This is a genomic window from uncultured Nocardioides sp. (assembly GCF_947488025.1).
GTDB lineage: Bacteria > Actinomycetota > Actinomycetes > Propionibacteriales > Nocardioidaceae > Nocardioides.
This window is the reverse complement of sequence record NZ_CANKYS010000011.1, coordinates 1-24,598: the sequence shown is the minus strand read 5'-3', so window position 1 is coordinate 24,598 and position 24,598 is coordinate 1. Positions and strand designations below refer to the sequence as shown.

The window sequence follows — 24,598 nt, the reverse complement described above, 5'->3', positions numbered from 1 at the left end:
CGCTCGTTCCTCGCTGCTCAACCAGCGGTAGCGGCGGGCTCAGCGCTGGAGCTCGACGGCCTCGGGGGTGTGGAGGCGGACCATGAACCGCCCCGCGTGGGCCGGCACCGAGGCCCGGGTCAGCCGGGAGACGACGACCATCGTGAGGAACGACGCCGGCACCGACCAGGCGGCGGGCTGACCGAGCATCGCGGAGGCCCAGCCGTCCGACGGTGAGGTGGCGAGCGTCCACGCGACCGCGAAGCCCGACCCCAGCCCGCCGACCAGCAGCCCGGCGACGGCGCCGGCAGGGGTCAGCCCGCGCCACCAGATGCCGAGCATCAGCAGCGGCGCGAAGGTCGAGGCCGTCACCGCGAAGGCCAGGCCGACGGTCCGGGCCACGCCCACGTCCTGCGCGGGCAGCGACAGCAGGAGGGGTACGACGACCGCGATGGCGGCCGCGACCCGGAAGGCCGCCACCCCGCCGAGCCGGAAGCTGCCCCACCGGCGCCCGGTCACGTCCTGTGACAGCACCCCGGCCACCGCGATGGTGAGGCCGGAGCTGGTGGACAGGAAGGCGGCGAAGGCCCCTGCGGTGACGAGGCCGGTGAGCACGGCGCCCAGCGCACCGCCGACCATCAACGACGGCAGCTCCAGCACCAGCACGTCGGACCGGCCCCCGGCGAGCTCGGGTGCGTAGATCCGGCCGAGGGCGGCGTACACCGGTGGCAGGACGTAGAAGATGCCCAGCAGCCCGAGCACCGCGAGCGTCGTACGACGAGCGGCGCGGCCGTCGGGGTTGGTGTAGAACCGCACGACCACGTGCGGCAGCCCCATCGTGCCGAGGAACGTCGCGACGATGAGGGAGTACGTCGTGTAGAGGCCGATGCCGCCCCCCGGCGAGGCGAGCGGGATCGACCACGAGGGTGGGGCCGCGGCGGTGGGGTCGGCCGCACCGTCGGCCAGCCACACCGCCAGCAGCACGAAGACCGGCACGAGCAGGGCGGTGAGCTTCAGCCAGTACTGGAAGGCCTGCACGAAGGTGATCGACCGCATCCCGCCCGGGCTCACCGACGCCAGCACCACGACCGCGACGACGAGCGAGCCCGCCCAGGTCGGCGCGCCGATCGTCGAGCGCAGCGTCACCCCGGCCCCCTGGAACTGCGGCAGCAGGTAGAGCCAGCCGATCCCGACCACCAGCACCGAGCAGAGCTTGCGCACGCCCCGCGAGCCCAGCCGCGCCTCGGCGAAGTCGGGCAGCGTGTAGGCACCCGAGCGGCGCAGGGGAGCGGCGACGAGCACCAGCAGGACGAGGTAGCCCGCGGTCCAGCCGATGGGGTACCAGAGCATCTCCGCGCCGAAGGTCAGCAGCAGCCCGGCGACCCCGAGGAACGACGCCGCGGAGAGGTACTCGCCGCCGATCGCGCTGGCGTTGAGACGCGGCCGCACCGTGCGCGAGGCGACGAAGAAGTCGCTCGTCGTGCGCGAGATCCGCAACCCCCACGTGCCGATCACGAGCGTCGCCAGCGAGACCAGGACGACGGCGACGACGCCCGGCACGACGTCGGTGCTCATGACGGAGCCTCGTCGGAGCCGACCGACCCCACCAGGTCGGCGAAGTCGCGCTCGTGGTCCTCGGCGCGCCGGATGTAGAACCAGCCGAGCACCACGAGCCACGGGTAGGCCAGGACCCCGAGCAGCAGCCACGCCAGCGGCATCTGCCCCACCCGCTCGTCACCGAGCGACGGGAACAGGTGGAACAGCAGTGGCAGCATCCCGAGCGTGAGCCCCAGCGCGGCCAGCACGCGCAGCGCGAGGAAGAGCTGCTCGCGCAGCAGGGAGCGCATGAAGACCTCGCCCAGCGCGGTCTCCGCGTCGATCTCCCGCGTGCCGACAGGGCGTACGACGTCCGCGCGCCGCCGCGGCGGGCCGGTCACCCGAACGCGCTGGGGAGGCTGCTCGCTCATGTCTCGCGCCGGGTCAGCACCGAGCGGAGCTCCCGCGTGTGGCGCCGGCTCACCGGCAGCTCGGTGCCGCCGATGACGACGCTGACCCGCCCGCCCTCGCTGCGCACCTCCTCGACGTGGGGGAGCGCGACGAGCACCGAGCGGTGGATCCGGACGAAGCCAGCCGACGCCCACTGCTCGGCGAGCGAGGAGAGCGGGGTGCGGACCAGGTGCGAGCCGTCGGCGGTGTGGAGGCGGGCGTAGTCGCCCTGCGCCTCGACGTGGGTGATCTCGGAGCGGCTGATGAAGCGGGTGACGCCGCCGCGCTCGACCGGGATCTGCACGTCGCCCGACGGTGCCGGGCCGCCGGCCTCGACCACGCGGCGTACGGCCTCGGCGAGGCGCTCCTCGCGCACCGGCTTGAGGACGTAGTCGACGGCGCGGAGCTCGAAGGCCGCGACGGCGTGCTCCTCGTGGGCGGTCACGAAGACCACCGGGGGCGGGGACTTGAAGCGGGAGAGGACCTGCGCGAGGTCGAGCCCGGTCAGGCCGGGCATCTGGATGTCGAGGAAGACCGCGTCGACCTCCTCGGCCTGCAGCACCCGCAGCGCCTCGGTCGCGGAGTCGCTGCCCATGACCTCGCCGATGCGCGGGTCGCGACCCAGCAGGAAGGTCAGCTCGTCCAGAGCGGGTCGCTCGTCGTCGATCACGAGCACTCTCAAGGCGTTCATACCTGCACTCCCGGGGCGAACTTCGGCACCCGGACGATCACCTTCGTGCCCGCGCCGGGTGCGGTCTCGACGACCAGACCGTAGTCGTCTCCGAAGGCGTTGCGCAGCCGCGCGTCCACGTTGCCGAGCCCGACGGAGTCCATCGACGCGTCGCCGGCGAGCGCCTGTCGCACGCGCTCGGGGTCCTCGCCGGAGCCGTCGTCCTCGACCTCCAGGATGCATTCCTGGTCGTGGTCGCGCGCGACGATCGAGAGCCGGCCGACGCCGTCGGCCTTGTCGGCGCTGGCCTCGAGCCCGTGGCGTACGGCGTTCTCGACGAGCGGCTGGATGCACAGGAACGGCACCGCGACGGGCAGCACCTCCGGGGCGACCTGGAGCGTGACCTGGAGCCGGTCGCCGAACCGTGCCTGCTCGAGCAGGAGGTAGCGCTCCACGGAGCGGAGCTCCTCGGCGAGCGTCGTGTACTCGCCGTGGCGGCGGAAGGAGTAGCGGGTGAAGTCGGCGAACTCGAGCAGCAGCTCGCGGGCCCGGTCGGGGTCGGTGCGGACGAAGCTGGCGATCGCGCCGAGGGAGTTGTAGATGAAGTGCGGGCTGATCTGCGCGCGCAGGGCGCGCACCTCGGCCTCCATCAGCCGGTTGCGGGAGAGGTCGAGCTCGGCGAGCTCGAGCTGGCCGCTGACCCACGACGCCACCTCGTCCGCCGCGCGGACCAGGCCACCCGTGGTGTGCGGGGCGCCGACGACGAGGGCGCCCACGAGGGTGTCCTCGACGACCAGCGGGCTGACGATGGCCTGCCGGACCTGGCACCCGCCGTCCTCGCAGACCAGCGTGCGCTCGTCGACGATCATCGTGCGCCCGGTCTCCGCCACCTGGGCGATCGTGCCCGCCAGCTGCGAGCGGTGGTGCGCGCCGAGGCCGTCCCACGCCAGCAGCCCGCTGGTGTCACCCAGGCCCGCCGCCGGGGTGCCGAGCAGCGCGCGGAGGTGGCGTACGGACCGCTCCGCGCTCGCGGTGGTCAACCCCTCCCGCAGCGCCGGGCTGGCGAGGGTGGCGTTGTGCAGGGCGCGGAAGGCGGCGCGATCGGCCTCGCCGCCCAGCGACGTACGCCGCCATCTCCACGCCATGGCCGGAGACTAACCGCCACGGGTCGAGTGCTGGGCCAAGCGCAGCGTACGACCGCCTCGGCACTCGACCCGGGTGGTCAGCGCTCGCAGCGGCGCTCGCGCTCGGCGGCGCAGCGGTCGCGCCCGTTGGCGCCGTCGACGGTGTCGCGGCCCGGGCCGCCGAGGAGCGTGTCGCCGCCCCCGCGCCCGAGGAGCTTGTCGCGTCCCTGCTGGCCCCGGACGTCGTCGCGGCCCTCGCCGCCGTCGAGCGTGTCGTTGCCCGCACTGCCGCGGATGGTGTCGTCGCCACCGCGGCCGAAGATCTTGTCGTGCCCGCGGCCGCCGACGAGGCGGTCGTCGCCACCGGCAGGGCGGAGGTAGTCGCCGCCGTCGCCGCCGTTCATCGTGGCCTTGCCGCCGGCGCAGTCGAACTCGTAGGCCTCGAAGAGGTAGTCGTAGTTCCAGGCGAGCGAGTCGTCACCCTCGCCGCCGCGCAGCGTGGCGTCGCAGCCGGACCACGTCAGCTCGTTGTCCTGGCCGTCGCCGGTCATGGCGACGGTCGGTGCCAGGAGCCAGGCGTCCTCCACCCCGACGGCCGGCACCTCGGCGCCGGCGACCGTGAGCACGTCGCGCGGCAGGTCGATGGCGAGCGAACCCGTCTGGGTCGCCGCCACGACCTTGTCGTCGCCCGCGCCCGTGTCGATGCTGCTGGCGGCGGTGATCGTGGCCGGCTCGACCGTCACGCCGTCGTCACCGGCGCCCGTCGTCACGCGCAGGGTCGGTGTGCCGCCCTGCGGGTGGACGTCGAAGGTGTCGTCGCCGTCGGTGCCGCGGTAGGTCACGGTGCCCGACCCCGCGACGATGCTGGAGCGCTCGAAGCCGCTGAACGCCGCCGTACCGGCCGCGCTGGTGAAGGTGCTGCTGGGCACGTCGAGGGTGACGTCGTCGTCCTGGGTCCGCAGGGTCAGGCCGTCCTCGCCCGCGCCGCCGTCGACCAGGGCGTCCGCCGCGAGGGCGGGCGACCCGAGCGTCAGGTCGTCGTCACCGTCCCCGAGGCGTACGACGTCGTGGTTGGCCGTGCCGGGGGTGCCGCTCAGCACGCTGTCCCGACCGGTGCCGGTGTCGATCTGGTCGATCTCGGTGTCGGTGCCCGCGCCGTCCCAGGACCCGTCGCCGGCCCAGACGGTGTCGCCGGTGCGGCCGCCGACGAAGGTGTCGGTGCCCGCACCGAGGGTGGTGGCCACGTAGTAGCCGCCGCCCATCGCCGTGGTGTCGACCACGTCCGCACCCGTGCCGGCGTCCACGTCGAGGACGTTGGCGTTGGGGGAGCCGATGATCGCGACGCAGATGAGGTCGTCGCCGCCGAGCGCGTCGACCGACGTCGCCGAGCCGGTGACGATCACGTCGCGGCCCTCGGTGCCGGTGACGGTCGGGCCGGTGCCGACGATGGTCGCCATCTCCCCGCGGCAGGTCTCCGCGGCAGCCGCGGCCGGGGATGCCCAAGCGACTGGTGCGAGGAGCGCCAGCCCGAGCAGGCCGGCGGTCGTGAGCGGTGCGGTGGGCGGCGTCGTACGGCGCATGGTGTCTCCCCCGAGAGCAAGGTGTGGATGGGTCGCCGGTGAGATGCGCCGGAACGCCGGTTGGTTGCGGGTCAGCGGAAGTCGATGAGCAGCATGTCGGTGTCGGTGCCGTCGCTCACGACCGGACCGTCCGGCTCCTGGTCCTCCGGAGCTGGGCCGGTGTCGTCCCGGTCGACCACGGCCGCGCGGTAGCACCGCGTGACGTAGGGGATCTGCATGCCGTCCATGCCGCGGCCGTAGTCCTCGTAGAAGGCGCGCACCTCGGCGAGATGGCGCTCGCGCTCGTCCTCACCCATCACGGTGAAGCTCGATCGCGAGCGCGCCATGTCGATGATCGTCTCGCGGTTGACCTCCTGCCAGTGCTTGAAGCTCGCCTCCTCCATGAAGCCGAAGAGGTCGCTGTGCACGAGCTTCTCCGCGGACGAGGTGTCGAGGTCCTGGCGGCCCATGATGTCGCCCATCCGCCGCACCCACGGGATGCGCTCGTCGCGGCTGTTCCACACGAGAGCCACGTGGCCACCCGGCTTGAGCACCCGGGCGATCTCGGCGAGGGCGACGTCGTGGTCGAACCAGTGGAACGCCTGCGCGACGACCACCACGTCGACGGAGCGGTCGTTGGCCGGGATCTCCTCCGCGGTGGCGACCTTGGCGCTGACCTCGGGCACCCGCTGGCGGAGCACCTCGAGCATCGCCTCGTCGGGCTCGGTCGCGAAGACCGCGTGTCCCTGGTCGACGAGCTCGCGCGTCAGCTTGCCGGTGCCTGCGGCCAGCTCCAGGACGACCTTCGCCTCGCCGCCGGCGAGCCACGCCACGGCCTCGGCGGGATAGGTCGGCCGGCCCCGGTCGTACGCCTCGGCGACGGTCCCGAAGGACCGCGCGCGGTCGGCGGTGGCTGGGGTCTCGGGTCGGTCGTCGCTCATCGGCGTCAGGCTATCCCGCGAGCGGGAGGGGCGGTCGCCGCGACTACCGTCCTCCCCATGACCGACCCGCTCGCCTGGCTCACCGACCTCGAAGGGGTCCGCTCGTCCTACGCCGGCACCCGCGACGGGATCGACGTGATGCTGCGCGACCGCGGCCTGCGGCGTACGTCGCCGGAGCTGACCGCGGAGTCCCTGCTGCGCGGCGCCCACGCGAGCGCCGTGCTCGAGGGGTCGACGGCCACGCTGGAGCAGGTGCGGGCGGGCGAGGTCGACGAGATCGCGGCCGACGCCGTCCGGTTGTCCGCCTCGATGCTGGCGCTCGCACCGCTGCTCAAGACCGCCCCGCTGCAGGCCATCGCGCGCCTGCACGCCGTCGTGGGGGCCTCGGCGCTCGCGCCCGACGAGCTCGGGCGCCCGCGCGACGCCGCGTCGGCCGACCGGTTGCGCGGGGTGGCCGAGCTGCTGCTCTCCGGCACCGAGGCGCCGGCCCTCCTGGTCGCCGCGGTCGCCCACGCCGACGTGGCGAGCGCAGCGCCGTTCGCCTCGCACAACGGCATCGTGGCCCGGGCGCTGGAGCGCCTGGTGCTGGTCTCGCGCGGCGTCGACGCCAAGTCGCTCGTCGTGCCGGAGGCCGGGCACCTGGCCCACCGGGCGGCGTACGAGTCCAACCTGCGCGCCTACCGCGACGGCGGGCCCAGCGGGGTCCACGCCTGGGCGCTCTACGGGGCTGAGGCCTTTAGCGCGGGGGCCGAGGCCTCGCCGCTGCGGGGGTAGCCGCCACCAGCACGTGCGAGCGGCACCCGCTCACGTGGATCGGGTGCCGCCGCTGACACGTGATGCCTGGCTACCAAGCGTGCATTGTCTAATTGCTGCCTCGGGCAGATCCCGATCGGCCAGCACCCCATCGGATGGGTTGATCGCCGCGTGGGTACCCGGATCACGTGTTGCTCTGGAGTTCTGCTTCAGTTCTATCCCGGTCCACGGGCACCTTCAAGGGTTGACTTTGGGGGCCGTCGATGGGTTCCGCTCAGGCGCCGGTGATCCGCTTGCGACGGTTCGACCAGAGGATTCCGCCCGCAGCGACGGCGCCTCCGACGGCCAGCGCGGCGAGGGTCGGGCGGGCCGCCGGCACCACGAGCCGACGACGCAGCGCCACCGGTCGTACGAAGAGCAGGACCGGCCACCCGTTGGCCGTCGCGACGCGCCTCAGCTCCCGGTCGGGGTTCACCGCGAACGGGTGGCCCACCACCTCGAGCATGTGGACGTCGGTCACCGAGTCGCTGTAGGCGTAGCACTCGTCGAGGTCGTAGCCCGCGGTCGCGGCGAGTTGCTCGATCGCGCGGGCCTTCTCCTCGGCATAGGCGTAGTAGTCGATGTTGCCGGTGTACTTCCCGTCCGCGATCTCCATGCGCGTCGCGATCACCCGGTCGGCGCCGAGCATCTCGCCGATCGGCTCGACCACCTCGACGCCCGAGGCCGAGACGATGACGATGTCGCGCCCGGCCGCACGGTGCTCCTCGATCAGGGTGACCGCCTCGTCGTAGACCAGCGGCTCGACGATCGTGGTGAGGGTCTCGTGGACGATGTCGCGGACGGTCGCCACGTCCCAGCCGGCGCACAGCTGCGACATGAACTCGCGCATCTTGTCCATCTGGTCGTGGTCGGCGCCGCCGGTGAAGAAGACGAACTGGGCGTACGCCGAGCGCAGCATGGCTCGCCGCGAGATGAGCCCGCCCGCCTGGAACTCGCGGCTGAACGCCAACGTGCTCGACTTGGCGATGATCGTCTTGTCGAGGTCGAAGAAGGCCGCTTGGGGGCGGGGCATGCGGCCATCGTAGGGGGCCTCGTCATGCGGACCCCGGTGCTCCGCCGGGCCAGCAGGTGTCCACAGGTGGCCTCGGGCGACCGTCGTCCACAGGCTGCGCCCGGGTGGGCTGCCAGGCGTCGGTGCCGGCGTCGACGCTCGGGGGCATGCCCGTCCTCCTGATCACCCGGTCCCCGTCCGTCCACGACTCGGTCGTCCCCCTCTGTGCGGCGGCGGGGGTCGGGGCAGAGGTCTGCGCCGAGCCCTCCCTCTCCCTGGCCGCCTGGCGCGAGGCCGATCTCGTGCTGGTCGGCGACGACCTCGCAGCCGCGCTGGCCGAGCTGGCCCCGCCGAGACGCGCGGGTGTCCACGTCGTCGGGGTCGGGGTCGGTGACGCCGCTTTCCGTCACGCCGTCGAGCTGGGCGCGGCCTCCGTCGTCGACCTGCCCGCGGGTGCGGGCTGGCTCTCCGACGAGCTCGCCGACGTCGGTGAGCGGGCCTCCCCGGGCCGCCTCGTCGGCGTGGTGGGCGGGGCCGGGGGCGCCGGTGCCACGACGCTCGCGTGCGCCCTGGCGCAGTGGCACGCGGCGCGGGCGTCGACGCTCGTCGTCGACGCTGACCCGCTCGGGCCCGGCCTCGACCGGCTGCTCGGCATGGAGGACCTGCCCGGCGTCAGGTGGGAGGCGCTCGCCGAGACGGCAGGTCGCCTCGGCGCCCGAGCCCTGCGCGAGGGCGTGCCGAGACGCGACCACCTCGGCGTCCTCACCTGGTCGGGCCTGCGCCGCCGGCTCGACCTGACGGCGGCTCGGCGGGTCCTCCCGGCCGCGGTGCTCGGCCACGACCTCGTCGTCGTCGACCTCGCGCGCCAGGGCGGTCCGCTGCTGGCCGAGCTGGTCGACCGGTGCGACGACCTGCTGGTGGTGACCCCCGCGACGGTGCCGGGCCTGGCGGCGGCCGCGCGCCTGGTCGCCGACCTCGGCCGCGACGGCCGGGCCGGGCTGGTGCTGCGTCCGGGCAGCCTCAGCGACGCCGACGCCCAGCGGGTGACGGGCCTGCCGGTCGTGGCCGCGGTGGCCGACCAGCGCGGCGTGGCGGCATCGGTCGACCGTGGCCTCGGCCCGCTGGCCGCCCGGGGCCCGCTCGCCCGCGTCGCCCGCGCCCTCCTGGCGGACGCGGCATGAGCACCCCGGTCCCGAGCGCGGTGCTCGACGACGTACGCCGCCGGCTGGCGGGCTCGGCCGGCGAGCTGACCCCGCACCGGGTGGCCGAGGCCCTGCGAGCCTCGGGGTCCCCCGTGGGCGACGCGACCGTGCTCGCCGTGCACGACCTGCTCCGTCGCGACGTGCTCGGGGCCGGACCGCTCGAGGACCTGCTCCGGTTGCCCGACGTCACCGACGTGCTCGTCAACGGGCCCGACGAGGTCTGGATCGACCGCGGCGGCGGGCTCGAGCGCGCACCGGTGTCGTTCCCCGACGACGCCGCGGTGCGCCGCCTCGCCCAGCGGCTGGCCGCCTCGGCCGGGCGGCGCCTGGACGACGCGACCCCGCACGCCGACGTACGCCTCCCCGACGGCACGCGCTTCCACGCCGTGCTGGCGCCGGTGGCCCGGTCGGGCACCGTGCTGTCCCTGCGGGTCCCGCGCGGCCGCGTGTGGACGCTGCCCGAGCTGGTGACGGCAGGAGCGGTGCCGCCGGACGGTGCGTTCCTGCTGGAGGAGATCGTCGACTCGCGCTGCGCCTTCCTCGTCACCGGCGGCACCGGCACCGGCAAGACGTCGGTGCTCTCCGCGCTGCTGTCGCTCGTCGACCCCGGCGAGCGCATCGTCCTGGTCGAGGACGCCAGCGAGCTCCGGCCCGACCACCCCCACGTCGTCGCTCTGGAGGGCCGACCGGCCAACATCGAGGGTGCCGGGGAGATCTCCCTGCAGGTGCTGGTGCGGCAGGCGCTGCGGATGCGCCCCGACCGGCTGGTGGTCGGCGAGGTGCGCGGCGCCGAGGTGGTCGACCTGCTGGCCGCGCTCAACACCGGGCACGGCGGAGGGTGCGGCACGCTCCATGCCAATTCGGCCGCCGACGTCCCCGCGCGGGTCGAGGCACTGTCCCTCGCCGCCGGTCTGCCGCGGTCGGCGGCGCACAGCCAGCTCGCCTCGGCGCTCGACGTCGTGATCCACCTCGGTCGGGGGCGGGACGGGCGCCGTCGCGTGCTGGAGCTCGGGGTGCCCGAGCGTGACGGGTCCGGCCACGTCGCCCTCCGCACCGCCGCGACGTTCGAGGCCGACCGCGTCGTACGTGGTCCTGCCGCCGGCGCTCTCGCCGCCCGGCTCGGGTCGGTGGCCTGGTGACCGGATGGCTCGCCGCGCTGCTGATTGGTGGCGCCGTCGCGGTGGTGTTGCCGGGGGTGGGGCCTGCCCTGGGGCCACTCGTCAGAGGACGTGGGGGACCGCCACCACGGCGCTGGTCCCCGCCGGTCCCGATCGTGGCCCGGCGCAGGCGTGCCGCGGCCGACCAGGCGGCCGTGCTGGAGGTGTGCGACCTGCTGGCCGCGGACCTCGCGGCGGGGCGTCCGCCCGAGGCCGCCCTCGCCGCCGGGGCCGAGAGGTGGCCGCCGCTGCTCCCGGTCGTCGAGGCGATGCGGCTGGGCTCCGACGTCCCCGAGGCGATGCGCCGGCTGGCAGCCGAGAGACGGGGAGCGGCCGACCTCCGCTGGGTGGCCGGCGCGTGGCAGGTGGCGCAGCACTCCGGCCACGGTCTCGCCGCGGCACTCGAACGCACGGCGGCCGGGCTCCGTGCCCGACGGCGCACGCGACGTCTCGTCGACTCCGAGCTGGCGTCGGCCCGCTCGACCGCGCGGCTCGTGGCCTGCCTGCCCGTCGCCGTGCTCCTCATGGGGTCCGGTGCCGGGTCCGACCCGTGGTCGTTCCTCCTGACGACACCCGTCGGGTGGGCCTGCGGTGTCGTCGGCCTGGCACTCGTCGGCCTCGGCCTGTGGTGGATCGAGCGGCTCGCGGACCGGGCGGCGGCGCCGTGACCTGGGTGGCCGTGGCGTGCGCGACGTTGGCGGTCGTGGTCATGCTGCCGTCGGCTCCCCGCACCTCGCGCCGGCGCTCGTCGTCGGTGCCCGGGCTGCGCCCGCTCGCGGTGGGCGGCGTCGCGATCGGTGCCTGGCTCGTCGTCGGGGGTGTCGTCGGCGCCGTGGTGGCGGTGGTGGCGGGCCTCGTCGCCCGCAGGGTGCTCGCCGCGGCCGAGGGTCCGTCGGCGCGCCGCGAGCGGGAGGATGTGGAGCGGACCCTGCCGCACCTCGTGGACCTGTTCGCCGCCACCCTGCGTGCCGGCTCCGAGCCGGTGTCCGGCCTGGCGCAGGTCTGCGCCGCACTCCCGGGTCCGGCCGCCGACCGGCTGGTGCCGGTCGTGGAGCAGTCCCGGTGGGGAGCCGGTGGCGTCGAGGCCTGGACCTCCGTCGTCGACGATCCCGAGCTGGCGCCCCTGGCGCGGGCGATGGTCCGTTCGCAGGTGTCCGGGGCATCGGTCGTCCAGAGCGTCGAACGCCTCGCCGACGAGCTGCAGCGGGAGTCGCTCGCGCGCGCCGAGGACGCCGCCCGCCGCATCGGGGTGGCCGCTGCGGTCCCGCTCGGCGCCTGCCTGCTCCCGGCCTTCATGCTGCTCGGCGTCGTGCCGACCGTGGCGTCGCTCTTCGGTTCGGTGACTCCGTGACTGGCCACCGGGCGTCCACAGGGCTGTCGTTCGGGGTGTCCTCCACAGGCGCGTCGTCGCGGTCGTGCGGGCGGGCCGCGGCCCTCGCAGGCTGGAGGCCAGTCGGGGTTCATCGGGAGCCCCACGACGACAGGGGAACTGATGAAGCTCACGCACCACCTCTCACGCAGCCGGTCCGGCAGGTCCGGCGGCAGGTCCAGCCGGTCGGAGCCGGAGGCCGGCATCACGACGGCGGAGTACGCCGTGGGGACCGCCGCCGGGGCCGGGTTCGCCGGGCTGCTCTACACGCTGCTCACCGGCGCCTTCGGCGACCAGCTGCTGGAGCGGATGTTCAAGCACGTCATGAGCCTGCTCGGCATCGGCTGATGTCCGTGCGGCCTCGCGGGGGACGGTCCCGGGGTGAGGCGGGTGCGGCGACCGCCGAGCTCGCGATCGGCATCCCGCTCCTCGTCGCGCTCACCGCCGGCCTGGTGTGGATGCTGGCCGTCGGGGCCGCACAGGTGCGCGTCATCGACGCCTCCCGCGAGGCCGCACGCGCGGTCGCCCGCGGCGACGACGCCACCTCGGCCCAGGGCCTGGCCACGCGCATCGCCCCTAAGGGGGCGCGGGTCCGGGTCGAGGTCGGCGAGGCCGAGGTGGTGGTGACGACCACCGCCCGGGTCAGGGGTCCTGGCGGTCTGCTCGGCGCGCTGCCCGGCGTGACGGTGACGGCCGACGCGGTGGCGGCGGTGGAGGAGTCGTGACGTTCCGGGAGGCCCGCGGCGAGAGCGGAGCGGCGACGGTGCTCGTGGTGGCGATGGCGGGCGTGCTCATGTTCGTGATGGTGGGCCTGGCTGCCGTCGGTGGCCTGGTGACGGCCCAGCGCCGGGCCCAGGCCGCGGCAGACCTCGCCGCGCTCGGGGGAGCGTCAGCGCTTGCGGGCGTCCGTGGCTCGGCCGACGCGTGCGCGGCCGCTGCCCGGGTCGCCGGCGCCAACGCGGCCGCGCTCGACGCGTGCACCCCCGACGGCCGGACGGTCCGGGTCACTGTCTCCGTGGACGGCCCGGACGTCCCGTGGCGGGAGGTCAGGGTGAGCGCCGAGGCGCGAGCGGGGCCCGGGTGACCAGCGGGTCAGACGGTGTCGCGGTTCTCGGGGTCGTCGGTGCGGCGCTCGGCCTCAACCCGCTCGAGCTTCTGGTTGAGCTCGGTGAGCTCCTTGCGCTCGCGGCGGTGGGCCAGGCTCCGCCTGGTGCCCCACTTGAGGATCGCGAAGCCCCACAGGATGGCCGCGCCCGCAGCCACGCCGACCAGGAAGGACTCGAGGGTGGTGACACTGAAGCCGAGGAGCTCGCCGCCCGACCCGGGCTCGCTGACGAAGAGCGCGGACAGCACGGCGATGCCGCCGAGGATCATGAGGCCAAGACCGAGGATCACCATGGTCTGAATCTAGTCCTACCCACCCTCGTGCGGTGCCCCCGAGAGGAGGGCGTCGAGGAGGGAGATGGCGCCGGCCTTGTCGAGCGGGTTGTTCTGGTTGCCGCACTTGGGCGACTGGATGCACGACGGGCAGCCGCTGGCGCACTCACAGCTGGCGATCGCCTCGCGGGTGGCGGTGAGCCAGGCGACGGCCGTGCGGAAGCCTCGCTCGGAGAAGCCGGCCCCGCCCGGGTGGCCGTCGTACACGAACACGGTGAGCACGCCGGTGTCGGCGTGGCGGGCCGTCGAGACGCCGCCGATGTCCCAGCGGTCGCAGGTCGCGAAGAGCGGGAGCAGGCCGATCGAGCAGTGCTCGGCGGCATGGGCCGCGCCCGGCACGTCGAGCGCGGCGAGCCCGGCCTCGGCCACGACGTCGTCGGGGACCGTCCACCACACCGCCGTCGTGCGCAGGGTCCGCTCCGGCAGGTCGAGCGCCTCCTCCGACAGCACCTCGCCCCCGGGCTGGCGCCGCCTGAGGAAGGAGACCACCTGGTGGGAGACGTCGACCTCGCCCAGGGCGAGCTCGCACCCGGCCCACGACCGGCGCTCGCGGGTCTCGACGATGCTGATGTCGGTGACCTCGCGGGCGGTGGTGGAGTACGACGGCTCGTCGCGGCGCATGGTCGCCACGTGGTGCTCGAGGTCGAGGTCCTCGACCAGCCACGTCTCGCCCTGGTGCACGTAGACCGCGCCGGGGTGGGCCTGGTTGTGGGCACCACCGGCGTCGACCGTGCCGACGACCCGGCCGGTGCCGGCCTCGACCAGCTGGACGGGCGACCCGCCCGCCGACCGGATGTCGGCCAGGTCGGCCGCCCTGCTCCGGTCGGTCCAGAACCAGCCGCGCGGGCGCCGCCGCAGCAGGCCGAGGGTCGTCAGCTCGTCGACGACCTCGCGGGCGGTGGGCCCGAAGAGCGGAAGGTCGGCCTCGGTGAGCGGTTGCTCCTGCGCCGCCGCGCAGAGGTGCGGTCCCATCACGTGGGGGTTCGACGGGTCGAAGACCGAGGCCTCGACGGGTGCGCCGATCAGCTTGTCGGGGTGGGTCACGAGATAGGTGTCGAGCGGGTCGTCCTTGGCGACCAGCACGCCGAGCGCGTCCTGGGCGCCGCGACCGGCCCGGCCGACCTGCTGCCAGAACGCCGCACGGGTCCCGGGGAAGCCGGCGATGAGCACGGCGTCGAGCCCGCTGATGTCGATGCCCAGCTCGAGCGCGTTGGTCGCGGCCAGCCCGACCAGGTCACCTCGGCGCAGCGCGGCCTCCAGCGCCCGCCTCTCCTCGGGGAGGTAGCCGCCGCGGTAGGCCGCGATCCGTCCGGGCAGCGACGGGTCGACCTCGGCCAGCAGCTCGGCGGCCGACAGGGCGACCTGCTCCGCGCCCCGCCTCGACCGGATGAACGCCAGGGTGCGCACGTCCTCGGCCACCAGGTCGGCGAGGAAGTCGGCGACCTCGGACGACGCGGCCCGTCGCACCGGCGCGCCGTTCTCGCCGGCGTGGGAGGTGAAGGGGGGCTCCCACAGCAGCAGCGAGACCTCCCCGCGCGGTGAGTCGTCACGGGTCAGTGCGACCACGTCGAGGCCGGTCAGCCGGCCGGCGGTGACCTCCGGCTCCGCGACCGTGGCCGAGGCGAGCACGAAGGTCGGGTGGGCGCCGTACATCGCGCAGACGCGTCGCAGCCGGCGCAGCACGTGGGAGACGTGCGCCCCGAACACGCCGCGGTAGTGGTGGCACTCGTCGACCACGACGTACTGGAGTGACCCGAGCAGGCGCGACCACCGGTGGTGCGACGGCAGCAGGGAGCGGTGGAGCATGTCGGGGTTGGTGAGGACGTACTCGCCGAAGTCGCGGGTCCAGTCGCGCTCCTCGCGCGAGCTGTCGCCGTCGTGGGCCGCGAGGCGTACGTCGAGCCCCAGCGACGACAGTCCGGCGAGCTGGTCGTGGGCCAGCGCCTTGGTCGGGGCGAGGTAGAGCACCGACGCGCCCCGCTCGCCACGCGGACCGCGGGCGGCGCGGATCGCGGACAGCGCGGGGAGCTGGTAGGCCAGCGACTTGCCCGACGCCGTGCCCGTGGCGACGATCACGTGGTCGCCGGCGTGGGCCGCGTCGGCCGCCACCACCTGGTGCCGCCACGGCCGGGCCACGCCCTGCGCGGCGAAGGCCCCGCGGACGTCGTCGGGCACCCACGCGGGCCAGTCCTCGTGCACCGCCTCGCGGGCCGGCAGCACCTCCAGGTGTCGCAGCCGGTCCTCGCGTCCGGGTGCGCCGGTGAGCCGACGTACGAGCACGTCGACCGGCGGCACGACACCGGGGCGGGAGGGGTTCACCCACGCAGTCTGGCAAAGGCCGGGGACGTCGCCCGCGGCGGTGGCGGGGGTGCGGCGGGTGTGATGTGGAGAGGAGTCCTGCGGAACCCTTGTGACTCGTGGTTTGATACCACCCGGAAGAACGAAGGGGCACGAGCGTGCCCGAAGGCGCACTGTCCGAACGAGTTCGGGGACCGGGGAGCAGTCGTGGATCTCACCCTTGCGACACGCGAGGTGGACGGCCGCGCCGTCGTTGCCGTCGGCGGCGAGATCGACGTCTACACCGCCCCCAAGCTGCGTGACTGCATCACCGAGCTCGTCGGTGCCGGCACCTACGACATCGTCATCGACCTCGAAGCGGTCGAGTTCCTCGACTCCACGGGCCTCGGCGTGCTCGTCGGTGGCCTCAAGAAGGTCCGCGCCCACGACGGCTCGCTCGACCTGGTCTGCACCCAGGAGCGGCTGCTCAAGATCTTCCGCATCACCGGACTCGCCAAGGTGTTCGTGATCCACGACTCCGTCGGCCTGGCGCCCGGCGCCTGATCCGCACCCCCATCACCCCTCCGGACGTGCCCGGAGGGGTTTTGTCACGTTCCAACCCGACCCGGTCCAGATAGCCGGTGTGGTGTGTGTCACGCCGCACCGTGATCTGGATCACGTCTGCGTAGACTCCGGCGCGTTCACGGATCTTTTCCAGCGCTTGATGAAGTCCGAGGAGGACACGCATGACGGGGATCTTGCCCGCGGTCGTCGCGACTCCCGAGCTCGAAGGCAGCAACCTCGTCCTGGTCGTCGTCGTCGCCCTGATCGCGCTCGGCGCGCTCGGGATGGCCGCGATTTTCAGGTCGCAGGTGCTCGCCGCGGGCGAGGGCACCGACAACATGAAGACGATCGCCCAGGCCGTGCAGGAGGGCGCCAACGCCTACCTGCAGCGGCAGTTCCGGACCCTGGCCATCTTCGCGGCGATCGCGTTCTTCGCGCTGCTCGTGCTGCCGGCCGACGACGCCACCGTTCGCATCTTCCGCTCGGTGTTCTTCATCGTCGGCGCGGGTTTCTCGGCTGCTGTGGGCTATCTCGGCATGAACCTCGCGGTGCGCGCGAACCTGCGCGTCGCCGCTGCCGCAGAGAGCACCGGTCGCGAGCCGGCCATGACGATCGGCCTGCGCACCGGCGCGATGGTCGGCATGCTGACCGTCGGCCTCGGCCTGCTCGGAGCCAGCCTCGTCGTGCTGTTCTTCCAGGACGACGCGCCCGTCGTCCTCGAGGGCTTCGGCTTCGGTGCGGCGCTCCTCGCCATGTTCATGCGAGTCGGCGGCGGCATCTTCACCAAGGCCGCCGACGTCGGCGCCGACCTCGTCGGCAAGGTCGAGCAGGGCATCCCCGAGGACGACCCGCGCAACGCCGCGACGATCGCCGACAACGTCGGTGACAACGTCGGCGACTGCGCCGGCATGGCCGCCGACCTCTTCGAGTCGTACGCCGTCACGCTGGTCGCCGCGCTGATCCTCGGCTCGCAGGCCTTCGGCGACAAGGGCCTGGTCTTCCCCCTGCTGATCCCCGCCATCGGGGCCCTCACCGCGGTCGCGGGCGTCTACCTGACCAAGCCCAAGGCAGGCGAGAACGGCCTGACCACGATCAACAAGTCGTTCTACCTCTCCTCCGGCATCGCCGCCGTCGCGAGCGTCGTGCTGTCGTACGTCTACCTGCCGAGCAGCTTCGCGGAGTTCACCAACATCGCCGGCGACCTCGCCGGCGCCGACGGCGACCCCCGCTTCATCGCCGCCTCCGCCGTGGTCATCGGTATCGTGATGTCGGCCGGCATCCTGGCCCTCACCGGCTACTACACCGGCACGGAGCACCGCCCGGTCAAGGACGTCGGCAAGACCTCCCTGACCGGGCCGGCCACGGTCATCCTGTCCGGACTCTCGGTCGGATTCGAGTCGGCCGTCTACACCACGCTGGTCATCGGTGCCGCCGTCTTCGGCGCCTACCTCCTCGGCGGCGCGGCTCTCACGGTGTCGCTGTTCGCGGTGGCGCTCGCCGGCTGCGGTCTGCTCACCACCGTCGGTGTCATCGTCGCCATGGACACCTTCGGCCCGGTCTCCGACAACGCCCAGGGCATCGCCGAGATGTCGGGCGACGTCAGCGAGGAGGGCGCGCAGATCCTCACGGAGCTCGACGCGGTCGGCAACACCACGAAGGCCATCACCAAGGGGATCGCGATCGCCACCGCCGTGCTCGCCGCGACCGCGCTGTTCGGCTCCTACGCCACCTCGGTGTTCGAGTCGCTCCGCGAGGCCAACGTGGGCCCCGACGAGGCCTACCTGCTGGACTTCAGCGTCTTCAACCCGGCGGTCATCGTCGGCGTGCTGCTCGGTGCGGCCGTGGTGTTCCTCTTCTCCGGCCTCGCCATCAACGCGGTCGCCCGCGCTGCCGGTGCGGTCGTGATGGAGGTGCGCCGCCAGTTCCGCGAGATCCCCGGCATCATGGAGGGCACCGGCCGTCCGGAGTACGGCAAGGTCGTCGACATCGTCACCAAGGACTCGCTGCGCGAGCTCGTGACGCCCGGCATCCTGGCCGTCCTGGCGCCGATCGCCGTGGGCTTCGGCCTCGGTGCGACCGCACTGGCCGGCTTCCTCGCGGGCGCCATCGGCACCGGCACCCTCATGGCCGTCTTCCTGGCCAACGCCGGTGGGGCGTGGGACAACGCCAAGAAGCTCGTCGAGGACGGCCACCACGGCGGCAAGGGTTCGGGCGCCCACGAGGCCACGATCATCGGCGACACCGTCGGGGACCCGTTCAAGGACACCGCCGGCCCGGCCATCAACCCGCTCATCAAGGTGATGAACCTCGTCTCGTTGCTCATCGCGAGCGCCGTCGTCTCCCTGAGCGTCGGCGAGGACCAGAGTGACGTCCTGCGCATCGTCATCGCGCTCGTCGCGGTCGCGATCATCGCCGGCGCGGTGATCATCTCCAAGCGCCGCGAGGTCGCCATCGCCGACGACGGTGACAACACCGGCTCGTCGTCCTTCACGCACCACGCCTGACCCGCTCCACCCAGCTCGACCCCGCTCCAGACGTCATGGCGGCTGGTCGCTCCGGCGATCGGCCGCCATGACGCTGTCTGCTTAGCTCAGCTCTCGCCGAAGTGCGGCCGGGTCAGCTCCTCGGTGAGTCCTCCGAGCGCGGTGTGGTCGTCGGTGTCGCCGACGTGTGGCCCCTGCAGCCACTGGGCGAACGACCAGATCTCCGAGAGCCGCCACTCCAGGTCGAACAGTCGCACCATCTGCCGGTCGTGGTCGACATCCCGGCCCTCGTGCACGAGCGTGGCCAGGTCGCGCTCGCGCGGAGCCAGCAGCAGCGACTCCCAGTCGACCAGCCAGGTGCGCCCGCGAGCCAGCCACTGGTTGCGGACGTGCGGCTCACCGTGCGTGACGACGTACGCCGCGGGGTCGGCGAGCGCGACGAGGCGCGCATGCTCGCGGGCCCAGCCGCCGACGGCGGTGAGGTGGTCGACGAGGAGCTCGCGCGCCGCTGGACCGAGCGGGCCCGTCCACGGTCGCTGGAGCAGGTCGCGCAGGAGGACGGGCAGGTCGGACGGGATCTCGGTGTGCCATGCGCGCGCGGCGGCCGGAGCGGGTGCGGCGTGCAGGTGGGCCAGCAGGTCGGGCAGCTCGGCGACCGACTCCTCGGGACGGCTCCCTTCGAGCCACCCGGTCACACTGGCCGTCCGCGCACCGACTGGTGCGGTGTACGTGCCGTCGGCGGAGGGCAGCGACGGCCACACGAACGGCAGGCCCAGCGCGGCCGCCGAGGCGTACGCCGCCTCCAGGCTGGCCCGCGTGTGCCGGGGCAGGTCGGGATCGAGGGTCAGGAACAGGGTCGGAGACCCGGCCACGTCGACGCGCCAGTGGTGCGCGCCCCACCCGACCGGCAGGTGCTCGACGGCGTCGGCTCGCGGCTCCCAGAGGCGGCACGCGAGGGCGAGCACCTCGTCGTCGGTCACGTCCGGCGGTCGTTCGAGCACCGCGCCATCGAACCACCCCGACACCTGCGAGGCTGGGGCCATGCCGTCCGACCTCGACTTCACCGGCCCCCTGCGCGAGGCCCTGCTCGCCGCCGACTTCACCTACGACCGCGTGGCCGAGGCGATCGGGGAGGAGGCGCACCGGGCGCTCGGACGCAACGAGACCCTCCCCGCGCTGCGGCGTACGACGTCGGGCGCGCCGCTCGACACCCTCGTCCGCCTCTTCCTGCTGCAGACGCCCGTGGCGCGCGCCGAGGCGGAGCGAGCACTCCCCGGCCTGGTCGACCGGCTCTGCAACGCCGGGCTCCTCGAGCAGAGCGTCGCCGAGGTCGCGGCCCGGACCGACTGCCGGCCCTACGCGACCTCGGAGGCGGGACGGGAGCGCGACCTCTGGGTCGTCTCCGACCTGACCCCAGGGCTCGACGGAGCACCCGTCGCGGTCGGCCCCGACCACGTCCTCGGCATCTCCAGCGCCTCGACGAGCCTGGCGCAGCTGACCATGCGCGAGCCGGTGGGACGCGCCCTCGACCTCGGCACCGGCTGCGGCGTGCAGGCGCTGCACCTCGCCACCCACGCCGACACCGTGGTGGCGACGGACGTCAACGAGCGGGCGCTATGGATGACCCGGTTGAACGCGGCCCTCAATGAGGTCGAGGTCGACGTCCGGGACGGGTCGTTCTTCGAGCCGGTGGCGGGCGAGCGCTTCGACCTGATCGCGACCAACCCGCCGTTCGTCATCTCCCCGGCGACCGGCGAGCGCCTCGTCTACCGCGACTCCGGCCTGCCGGGCGACCGCGTCGTCGAGCACATCGTGCGCAGCGGGCCCGACCACCTCACCGAGGGCGGCTGGCTGCAGGTCCTCGCCAACTGGGCGATCGTCGACGGCCGCCCCTGGGACGAGCGGCTCGGCTCCTGGCTGCGTGACGACTGCGACGCGCTGGTGGTGCAGCGCGAGACGCTGGACCCGTCGGCGTACGTCGAGCTCTGGCTCAAGGACAGCGGCCACCACGGTCGCCCGGACTACGCCCGGCGCTACGACACCTGGCTGTCCTGGCTGGAGGAGACCGGCATCGAGGGCGTCGGGTTCGGCTGGATCAACGTCCGGCTGGGCGGGGGAGGACGCCACGAGCTCCTCGAGTGGCCGTACGACGTCGAGCAGCCGATCGGGCCCGCGATCCAGGCGTGGGGCGAGGCGGCGACGGGCCTGCGCGGGCTCACCGACGACGCGTTGCTGGGCTCGGTGCTGCGCGCGCGGGAGGACGTGCAGCAGGAGACGGTCGGACGACCGGGCGCCGAGGACCCGGAGGCGATCGTGCTGCGCCAGCAGCACGGCTTCCGCCGCGCCCGGACGGCCGACACGGTCGAGGCGGCCCTCGTGGGTGCCAGCGACGGTGACCTGTCGCTCGGGCAGCTGCTCGGCGCCATCGGCGCGCTGCTGCAGCGTGACGGGACCGAGCTGCGTACGACCTACCTGCCCGTCGTGCGCGAGCTCGTGGGCGAGGGCTTCCTGGTCCTCGACTGACATCCCGGGGGCTGGCTGACCGCCGCGCGGGGTGGGACGTCGCGGCGGGCGACCGACAGCCGCGTTGGTTCACCGCTGCGGGTGGGCCCATGAGCGTGGCACTTGTGTCGACAGGCGAACAAAAGTCGTGTGCTCGTTGACGTGACGCCGGTCACGTGCCTACGTTACTTGTCGGCTCCCAGCCACCTCGGGAACAGGAGACCCCCCAATGAAGCATCCCTTCCGCACAGGGCTCACGGCCGCCGTCGGCGCCGCCCTCTGCCTGCCCATGCTGGCCGTGACCACCGCGGCCACCGCCCACGATGGCCACGACGACGCGCCTCCGCCACCGCCTGACGGGGCCTTCCAGAAGGTCACGCTCAACGACCGTCCGGGCGAGCCCATGGACCTCGCGGTGCTGCCCGACGGCGACGTCCTGCACACCACACGCGCGGGCGTCATCTGGCGCAACGACGCCCAGACCGGCGTCAACAGCATCGCCGGCCGCATCCCGGTCTACCTCCACGACGAGGAGGGCCTGCAGAGCATCGCTCTTGACCCGGGCTACGACGGCAAGAAGAACAAGTGGATCTACCTCTACTACTCGCCGCCGCTCGACACCCCGGTCGACGACCCGGCGACCACCTCGATCAACGAGGGTGACGCCCCGGAGACCGGCACGGCGGCCGACTTCGCTCCCTACAAGGGCAAGCTGACGGTGTCCCGGTTCCAGTTCACCGGTGGTCAGGTCGACCTGGACTCGGAGCAGAAGGTGCTCGACGTGCCCGTCGACCGCGGCATGTGCTGTCACGTCGGCGGTGACATCGTCTTCGACTCCGAGGGCAACCTGATCCTGTCGACCGGTGACGACACCAACCCGTTCCAGTCCGACGGATTCGCGTCGATCGACGAGCGCCCCGACCGGAACCCCGCCTTCGACGCGCAGCGCACCTCGGCCAACACCAACGACCTGCGCGGCAAGATCCTGCGGATCACGCCGAAGGCGGGCGGCGGCTACACGATCCCGGAGGGCAACCTGTTCGCCCCCGGGACGCCGAAGACGCGCCCGGAGATCTACTCGATGGGCTGGCGCAACCCCTTCCGCATCGAGATCGACCCCGACACCGACGACCTCTGGGTCGCCGACTACGCACCCGACGCCCGTAACGCTGACCCGAACCGTGGCCCCGCCGGGCAGGGCAAGTGGGCGGTCGTGGACGGGCCGTCCAACTACGGCTGGCCCTACTGCGCCACCGCCGAGCTGCCCTACAACGACTTCGACTTCGCCACCCGCACGAGTGGCCCGAAGTTCAACTGCGACGCCCCGGTCAACGACTCTCCCAACAACACCGGCCTGCGCGAGCTGCCGCCGGTGGAGCAGCCGGAGATCTGGTACGGCTACGGGCTCTCGGAGGAGTTCCCCGAGCTCGAGACCGGCGGCATCGGCCCGATGGCCGGACCGGCCTACCAGTGGGACAAGAAGGCCACCAAGGGCCGCAACCCCGTCGCCTGGCCCAAGCGCTACGACGACACCCCGCTGTTCTACGAGTGGACCCGCGACTACATTAAGGGCTTGCACCTCGACGACGGTGAGGTCGCCGCGATCGAGGATGTCATCCCTGACATCGTCACCGACAACCCGATCGACATGGAGTTCGGCCCGGACGGCGCGCTCTACGTCCTGGAGTACGGCGACGGCTTCTTCGCCGAGAACCCCGACGCGCAGCTCTCGCGCATCGACTTCGTCGGTGAGGGCAACAACCGCAGCCCGGTCCCCGCGATCGCGGCCGAGCCGACGGCAGGCAAGTCCCCGCTGACGGTCGAGTTCTCGAGCGAGGGCACGACCGACCCCGACGGTGACACCAAGCTGCGCTACGCGTGGGACTTCGACGGTGACGGCAAGATCGACAGCCGACGGGCCGACGGCTCCTTCACCTACACCGAGGACGGCACCTACCGCGCCACGCTGACGGTGACCGACAAGGGGGGCCGCCGCGCCTCGGCCGACGTCGACGTCGTCGTCGGCAACGAGGCCCCGGTCGTCGAGTTCGTCTCGCCGGTCGCCGGTCAGACGTTCACCTTCGGTGACACGGTGACCTACGAGGTGACGGTGACCGACGACCAGCCGGTCGACTGCAGCCGGGTCACCGTGACCTACGTGCTGGGCCACGACACCCACGGTCACCCGCAGTCCACGGCCACCGGCTGCACCGGATCGCTCACCACGACGGTGCCCGGCGGCCACGACCCGGCGACCGACGACCTCGCGGGCGTCTTCGTCGCGGAGTACACCGACAGCGGCTCCGAGCCCCCGCTCAGCGGGTCCGACGAGGTCGTCCTCGAGCCGGCCGGCTGATTCCCACCCAACCCCGACCTGAGGCGGGCCCGGGTCCTCCCGGGCCCGCCCCAGGCCCCCAGCACCACCCGCCCCCGAGAATCCCCCGAGAAACAAGGAAGAAGGCAGCACATGTGTTTCGGATATGACGGCGACGCCGCCCTGCGCGAGTCGCTCGAGAGGAAGGGCGCCAGCCGCCGCGGTCTGATCCGCGGCGCCGTCGCGGGCGCGGCGGGAGCCACCGTGCTCGCCGCGGGCTCGCCGGCCATGGCGGGCAAGCCGGGCAAGGGCCACGACCACGGCCACGGACGTCAGAAGGAGGTGCCGACCGACCTCATCAGCATCCAGCTCTACACCCTGCGGTCGGCCATGACGACCAACGCCAGCGTGCTGCAGCAGCTCGACCAGCTGGAGAAGTTCGGCTACCAGCGCGTGGAGCGGGCCGGCCTCTACGCCGCTGCCGGGCTCGACACCGCTGCCAAGCTCAAGGCTGAGTTCGACGCCCGCGGCATCTGGGCCTCGTCGAGCCACGACGGCATCAGTGCCGACGCGGCCTCGCTCAACAAGAAGCTCGACGACGCGCAGACCTTCCGCCAGAAGTACATCGTCGTGCCCTACCTGAACTCCACCAGCAAGAGCGAGTGGCAGCTCTGGGCCGAGCAGATGAACACCGAGGCGGCGGCCGCGAAGCGACGCGGGATGCGCTACGGCTACCACAACCACGCCCACGAGTTCACGATCGACCTCGGTGGCGGGGAGACCCCGTGGGACATCCTCACCAGCGAGCTCGACCCCAAGCTCGTGCACCTCGAGGTCGACCTCTACTGGGCCTACGCCGCTGGCGTGAACACCAACGCGGCCGACCCGCTGCAGTTCGCGATCGACGTGGTCCGCTCTGCCCCGCAGGAGGTCCGCCAGTACCACGTCAAGGACCGTCACGGTGCCGACGCCGTCGCGCTCTACAACCAGCAGCCCGGCGACATGGCCGACCTCGGCCTCGGCGTGATCGACTTCCCGACGATCTTCAAGGCCCACCAGGCCGAGGAGTACATCGTCGAGAACGACACCCCGGACTTCCGTCCGGCGGCGACCGCCAACACGGGGTTCCGCTACCTCGAGGGTCTCGAGTTCTGGCTCATGTGACGCATCCGTGGGTGCCCTGCGCGTCTGAAACGTGAGCACGCCGTTCCCTGTCTAGGTTTCTGAGCT

At 73.1% G+C, this 24,598-nt stretch carries 23 protein-coding genes; 13 read left to right on the top strand and 10 right to left on the bottom strand.

Annotated features, from left to right (window positions below; genetic code table 11):
* Positions 1–39: 39 nt before the first annotated feature.
* The 6 genes from Q1B24_RS16830 to Q1B24_RS16805 form a co-directional block, all read right to left on the bottom strand.
* Positions 40–1,554, bottom strand: a complete 1,515-nt coding sequence (locus tag Q1B24_RS16830; protein ID WP_299931172.1) for a cation acetate symporter — start codon at positions 1,552–1,554, stop codon at positions 40–42.
* A complete protein-coding gene (locus Q1B24_RS16825; protein WP_299931171.1) occupies positions 1,551–1,946 on the bottom strand; it encodes a hypothetical protein in 396 nt (131 codons plus the stop codon). The genes Q1B24_RS16830 and Q1B24_RS16825 overlap by 4 nt, the downstream gene beginning before the upstream one ends.
* Complete coding sequence (locus Q1B24_RS16820; RefSeq protein ID WP_299931170.1) at positions 1,943–2,656, bottom strand: LytTR family DNA-binding domain-containing protein; 714 nt, start codon at positions 2,654–2,656, stop codon at positions 1,943–1,945. Before Q1B24_RS16820 ends, Q1B24_RS16825 begins: the two co-directional genes overlap by 4 nt.
* Complete coding sequence (locus Q1B24_RS16815) at positions 2,653–3,780, bottom strand: histidine kinase (protein WP_299931169.1); 1,128 nt, start codon at positions 3,778–3,780, stop codon at positions 2,653–2,655. Before Q1B24_RS16815 ends, Q1B24_RS16820 begins: the two co-directional genes overlap by 4 nt.
* Positions 3,781–3,857: 77 nt before the next feature.
* Entirely contained in the window at positions 3,858–5,339 is a 1,482-nt protein-coding gene (locus tag Q1B24_RS16810) for a calcium-binding protein (protein ID WP_299931168.1), read from the bottom strand.
* A gap of 71 nt (positions 5,340–5,410) precedes the next feature.
* Positions 5,411–6,259 carry a class I SAM-dependent methyltransferase gene (locus Q1B24_RS16805; RefSeq protein ID WP_299931167.1) on the bottom strand — a complete coding sequence of 283 codons (849 nt, stop codon included), beginning with the start codon at positions 6,257–6,259 and terminating at the stop codon, positions 5,411–5,413.
* 57 nt (positions 6,260–6,316) lie between these two features.
* On the opposite strand from Q1B24_RS16805, the gene Q1B24_RS16800 reads away from it, so the two are divergent.
* On the top strand, positions 6,317–7,033 hold the full coding sequence (locus Q1B24_RS16800; RefSeq protein WP_299931166.1) for an oxidoreductase: 717 nt from the start codon (positions 6,317–6,319) through the stop codon (positions 7,031–7,033).
* Between the two features lie 253 nt (positions 7,034–7,286).
* On the opposite strand, the gene Q1B24_RS16795 is transcribed toward Q1B24_RS16800, so the two are convergent.
* The gene (locus Q1B24_RS16795) at positions 7,287–8,084 is read right to left on the bottom strand and encodes an HAD-IB family hydrolase (RefSeq protein ID WP_299931165.1); all 798 of its coding nucleotides are present in this window, start codon (positions 8,082–8,084) and stop codon (positions 7,287–7,289) included.
* A 146-nt stretch (positions 8,085–8,230) separates the two neighbouring features.
* On the opposite strand from Q1B24_RS16795, the gene ssd reads away from it, so the two are divergent.
* The 7 genes from ssd to Q1B24_RS16760 all read left to right on the top strand — a co-directional run bounded on the left by ssd (position 8,231) and on the right by Q1B24_RS16760 (position 12,875).
* Positions 8,231–9,244: a septum site-determining protein Ssd gene (gene ssd / locus Q1B24_RS16790; RefSeq protein ID WP_299931164.1), complete on the top strand. Its 1,014-nt coding sequence runs from the start codon at positions 8,231–8,233 to the stop codon at positions 9,242–9,244.
* Complete coding sequence (locus Q1B24_RS16785) at positions 9,241–10,404, top strand: TadA family conjugal transfer-associated ATPase (RefSeq protein WP_299931163.1); 1,164 nt, start codon at positions 9,241–9,243, stop codon at positions 10,402–10,404. The genes ssd and Q1B24_RS16785 overlap by 4 nt, the downstream gene beginning before the upstream one ends.
* Before the next feature lie 134 nt (positions 10,405–10,538).
* Positions 10,539–11,090, top strand: a complete 552-nt coding sequence (locus tag Q1B24_RS16780; protein WP_299931162.1) for a type II secretion system F family protein — start codon at positions 10,539–10,541, stop codon at positions 11,088–11,090.
* Entirely contained in the window at positions 11,087–11,773 is a 687-nt protein-coding gene (locus tag Q1B24_RS16775) for a type II secretion system F family protein (protein ID WP_299931161.1), read from the top strand. The genes Q1B24_RS16780 and Q1B24_RS16775 overlap by 4 nt, the downstream gene beginning before the upstream one ends.
* Positions 11,774–11,914: 141 nt before the next feature.
* Positions 11,915–12,139 carry a DUF4244 domain-containing protein gene (locus Q1B24_RS16770; RefSeq protein WP_299931160.1) on the top strand — a complete coding sequence of 75 codons (225 nt, stop codon included), beginning with the start codon at positions 11,915–11,917 and terminating at the stop codon, positions 12,137–12,139.
* Complete coding sequence (locus tag Q1B24_RS16765; RefSeq protein WP_299931159.1) at positions 12,139–12,516, top strand: pilus assembly protein; 378 nt, start codon at positions 12,139–12,141, stop codon at positions 12,514–12,516. Before Q1B24_RS16770 ends, Q1B24_RS16765 begins: the two co-directional genes overlap by 1 nt.
* Positions 12,513–12,875, top strand: coding sequence for an Rv3654c family TadE-like protein (locus Q1B24_RS16760; RefSeq protein WP_299931158.1), 363 nt, complete (start codon positions 12,513–12,515; stop codon positions 12,873–12,875). The genes Q1B24_RS16765 and Q1B24_RS16760 overlap by 4 nt, the downstream gene beginning before the upstream one ends.
* An 8-nt stretch (positions 12,876–12,883) precedes the next feature.
* On the opposite strand, the gene Q1B24_RS16755 is transcribed toward Q1B24_RS16760, so the two are convergent.
* On the bottom strand, positions 12,884–13,189 hold the full coding sequence (locus tag Q1B24_RS16755) for a hypothetical protein (protein WP_299931157.1): 306 nt from the start codon (positions 13,187–13,189) through the stop codon (positions 12,884–12,886).
* 15 nt (positions 13,190–13,204) lie between these two features.
* The gene (locus Q1B24_RS16750; RefSeq protein ID WP_299931156.1) at positions 13,205–15,547 is read right to left on the bottom strand and encodes a DEAD/DEAH box helicase; all 2,343 of its coding nucleotides are present in this window, start codon (positions 15,545–15,547) and stop codon (positions 13,205–13,207) included.
* Between the two features lie 186 nt (positions 15,548–15,733).
* On the opposite strand from Q1B24_RS16750, the gene Q1B24_RS16745 reads away from it, so the two are divergent.
* Positions 15,734–16,069, top strand: coding sequence for an anti-sigma factor antagonist (locus tag Q1B24_RS16745; RefSeq protein ID WP_129427178.1), 336 nt, complete (start codon positions 15,734–15,736; stop codon positions 16,067–16,069).
* A gap of 182 nt (positions 16,070–16,251) precedes the next feature.
* A complete protein-coding gene (locus Q1B24_RS16740) occupies positions 16,252–18,573 on the top strand; it encodes a sodium-translocating pyrophosphatase (RefSeq protein ID WP_299931155.1) in 2,322 nt (773 codons plus the stop codon).
* An 86-nt stretch (positions 18,574–18,659) separates the two neighbouring features.
* Here Q1B24_RS16740 and Q1B24_RS16735 read toward each other — a convergent pair whose 3' ends face one another.
* A complete protein-coding gene (locus tag Q1B24_RS16735; protein ID WP_299931154.1) occupies positions 18,660–19,595 on the bottom strand; it encodes a hypothetical protein in 936 nt (311 codons plus the stop codon).
* Here Q1B24_RS16735 and Q1B24_RS16730 point away from each other — a divergent pair.
* The 3 genes from Q1B24_RS16730 to Q1B24_RS16720 all read left to right on the top strand — a co-directional run bounded on the left by Q1B24_RS16730 (position 19,594) and on the right by Q1B24_RS16720 (position 24,532).
* Complete coding sequence (locus Q1B24_RS16730) at positions 19,594–21,075, top strand: class I SAM-dependent methyltransferase (protein WP_299931153.1); 1,482 nt, start codon at positions 19,594–19,596, stop codon at positions 21,073–21,075. The two genes, Q1B24_RS16735 and Q1B24_RS16730, sit on opposite strands and share 2 nt — an antisense overlap.
* Before the next feature lie 208 nt (positions 21,076–21,283).
* Complete coding sequence (locus Q1B24_RS16725; protein ID WP_299931152.1) at positions 21,284–23,410, top strand: PQQ-dependent sugar dehydrogenase; 2,127 nt, start codon at positions 21,284–21,286, stop codon at positions 23,408–23,410.
* Positions 23,411–23,521: 111 nt separating this feature from the next.
* Positions 23,522–24,532 carry a sugar phosphate isomerase/epimerase gene (locus tag Q1B24_RS16720; protein ID WP_299931151.1) on the top strand — a complete coding sequence of 337 codons (1,011 nt, stop codon included), beginning with the start codon at positions 23,522–23,524 and terminating at the stop codon, positions 24,530–24,532.
* The last annotated feature ends 66 nt before the right edge of the window (positions 24,533–24,598 follow it).

Excerpts from the sequence above, each read along its gene's own strand:
- Q1B24_RS16755 (WP_299931157.1), bottom strand. The coding sequence starts at position 13,189 with ATGGTGATCCTCGGTCTTGGCCTCATGATCCTCGGCGGCATCGCCGTG.
- Q1B24_RS16735 (WP_299931154.1), bottom strand. The coding sequence starts at position 19,595 with ATGGCCCCAGCCTCGCAGGTGTCGGGGTGGTTCGATGGCGCGGTGCTC.
- Q1B24_RS16815 (WP_299931169.1), bottom strand. The coding sequence starts at position 3,780 with ATGGCGTGGAGATGGCGGCGTACGTCGCTGGGCGGCGAGGCCGATCGC.
- Q1B24_RS16810 (WP_299931168.1), bottom strand. The coding sequence starts at position 5,339 with ATGCGCCGTACGACGCCGCCCACCGCACCGCTCACGACCGCCGGCCTG.
- Q1B24_RS16805 (WP_299931167.1), bottom strand. The coding sequence starts at position 6,259 with ATGAGCGACGACCGACCCGAGACCCCAGCCACCGCCGACCGCGCGCGG.
- Q1B24_RS16800 (WP_299931166.1), top strand. The coding sequence starts at position 6,317 with ATGACCGACCCGCTCGCCTGGCTCACCGACCTCGAAGGGGTCCGCTCG.
- Q1B24_RS16770 (WP_299931160.1), top strand. The coding sequence starts at position 11,915 with ATGAAGCTCACGCACCACCTCTCACGCAGCCGGTCCGGCAGGTCCGGC.
- Q1B24_RS16825 (WP_299931171.1), bottom strand. The coding sequence starts at position 1,946 with ATGAGCGAGCAGCCTCCCCAGCGCGTTCGGGTGACCGGCCCGCCGCGG.
- Q1B24_RS16795 (WP_299931165.1), bottom strand. The coding sequence starts at position 8,084 with ATGCCCCGCCCCCAAGCGGCCTTCTTCGACCTCGACAAGACGATCATC.
- Q1B24_RS16765 (WP_299931159.1), top strand. The coding sequence starts at position 12,139 with ATGTCCGTGCGGCCTCGCGGGGGACGGTCCCGGGGTGAGGCGGGTGCG.
- Q1B24_RS16720 (WP_299931151.1), top strand. The coding sequence starts at position 23,522 with ATGTGTTTCGGATATGACGGCGACGCCGCCCTGCGCGAGTCGCTCGAG.
- Q1B24_RS16740 (WP_299931155.1), top strand. The coding sequence starts at position 16,252 with ATGACGGGGATCTTGCCCGCGGTCGTCGCGACTCCCGAGCTCGAAGGC.
- Q1B24_RS16725 (WP_299931152.1), top strand. The coding sequence starts at position 21,284 with ATGAAGCATCCCTTCCGCACAGGGCTCACGGCCGCCGTCGGCGCCGCC.
- Q1B24_RS16730 (WP_299931153.1), top strand. The coding sequence starts at position 19,594 with ATGCCGTCCGACCTCGACTTCACCGGCCCCCTGCGCGAGGCCCTGCTC.
- Q1B24_RS16820 (WP_299931170.1), bottom strand. The coding sequence starts at position 2,656 with ATGAACGCCTTGAGAGTGCTCGTGATCGACGACGAGCGACCCGCTCTG.
- Q1B24_RS16830 (WP_299931172.1), bottom strand. The coding sequence starts at position 1,554 with ATGAGCACCGACGTCGTGCCGGGCGTCGTCGCCGTCGTCCTGGTCTCG.
- Q1B24_RS16785 (WP_299931163.1), top strand. The coding sequence starts at position 9,241 with ATGAGCACCCCGGTCCCGAGCGCGGTGCTCGACGACGTACGCCGCCGG.
- ssd (WP_299931164.1), top strand. The coding sequence starts at position 8,231 with ATGCCCGTCCTCCTGATCACCCGGTCCCCGTCCGTCCACGACTCGGTC.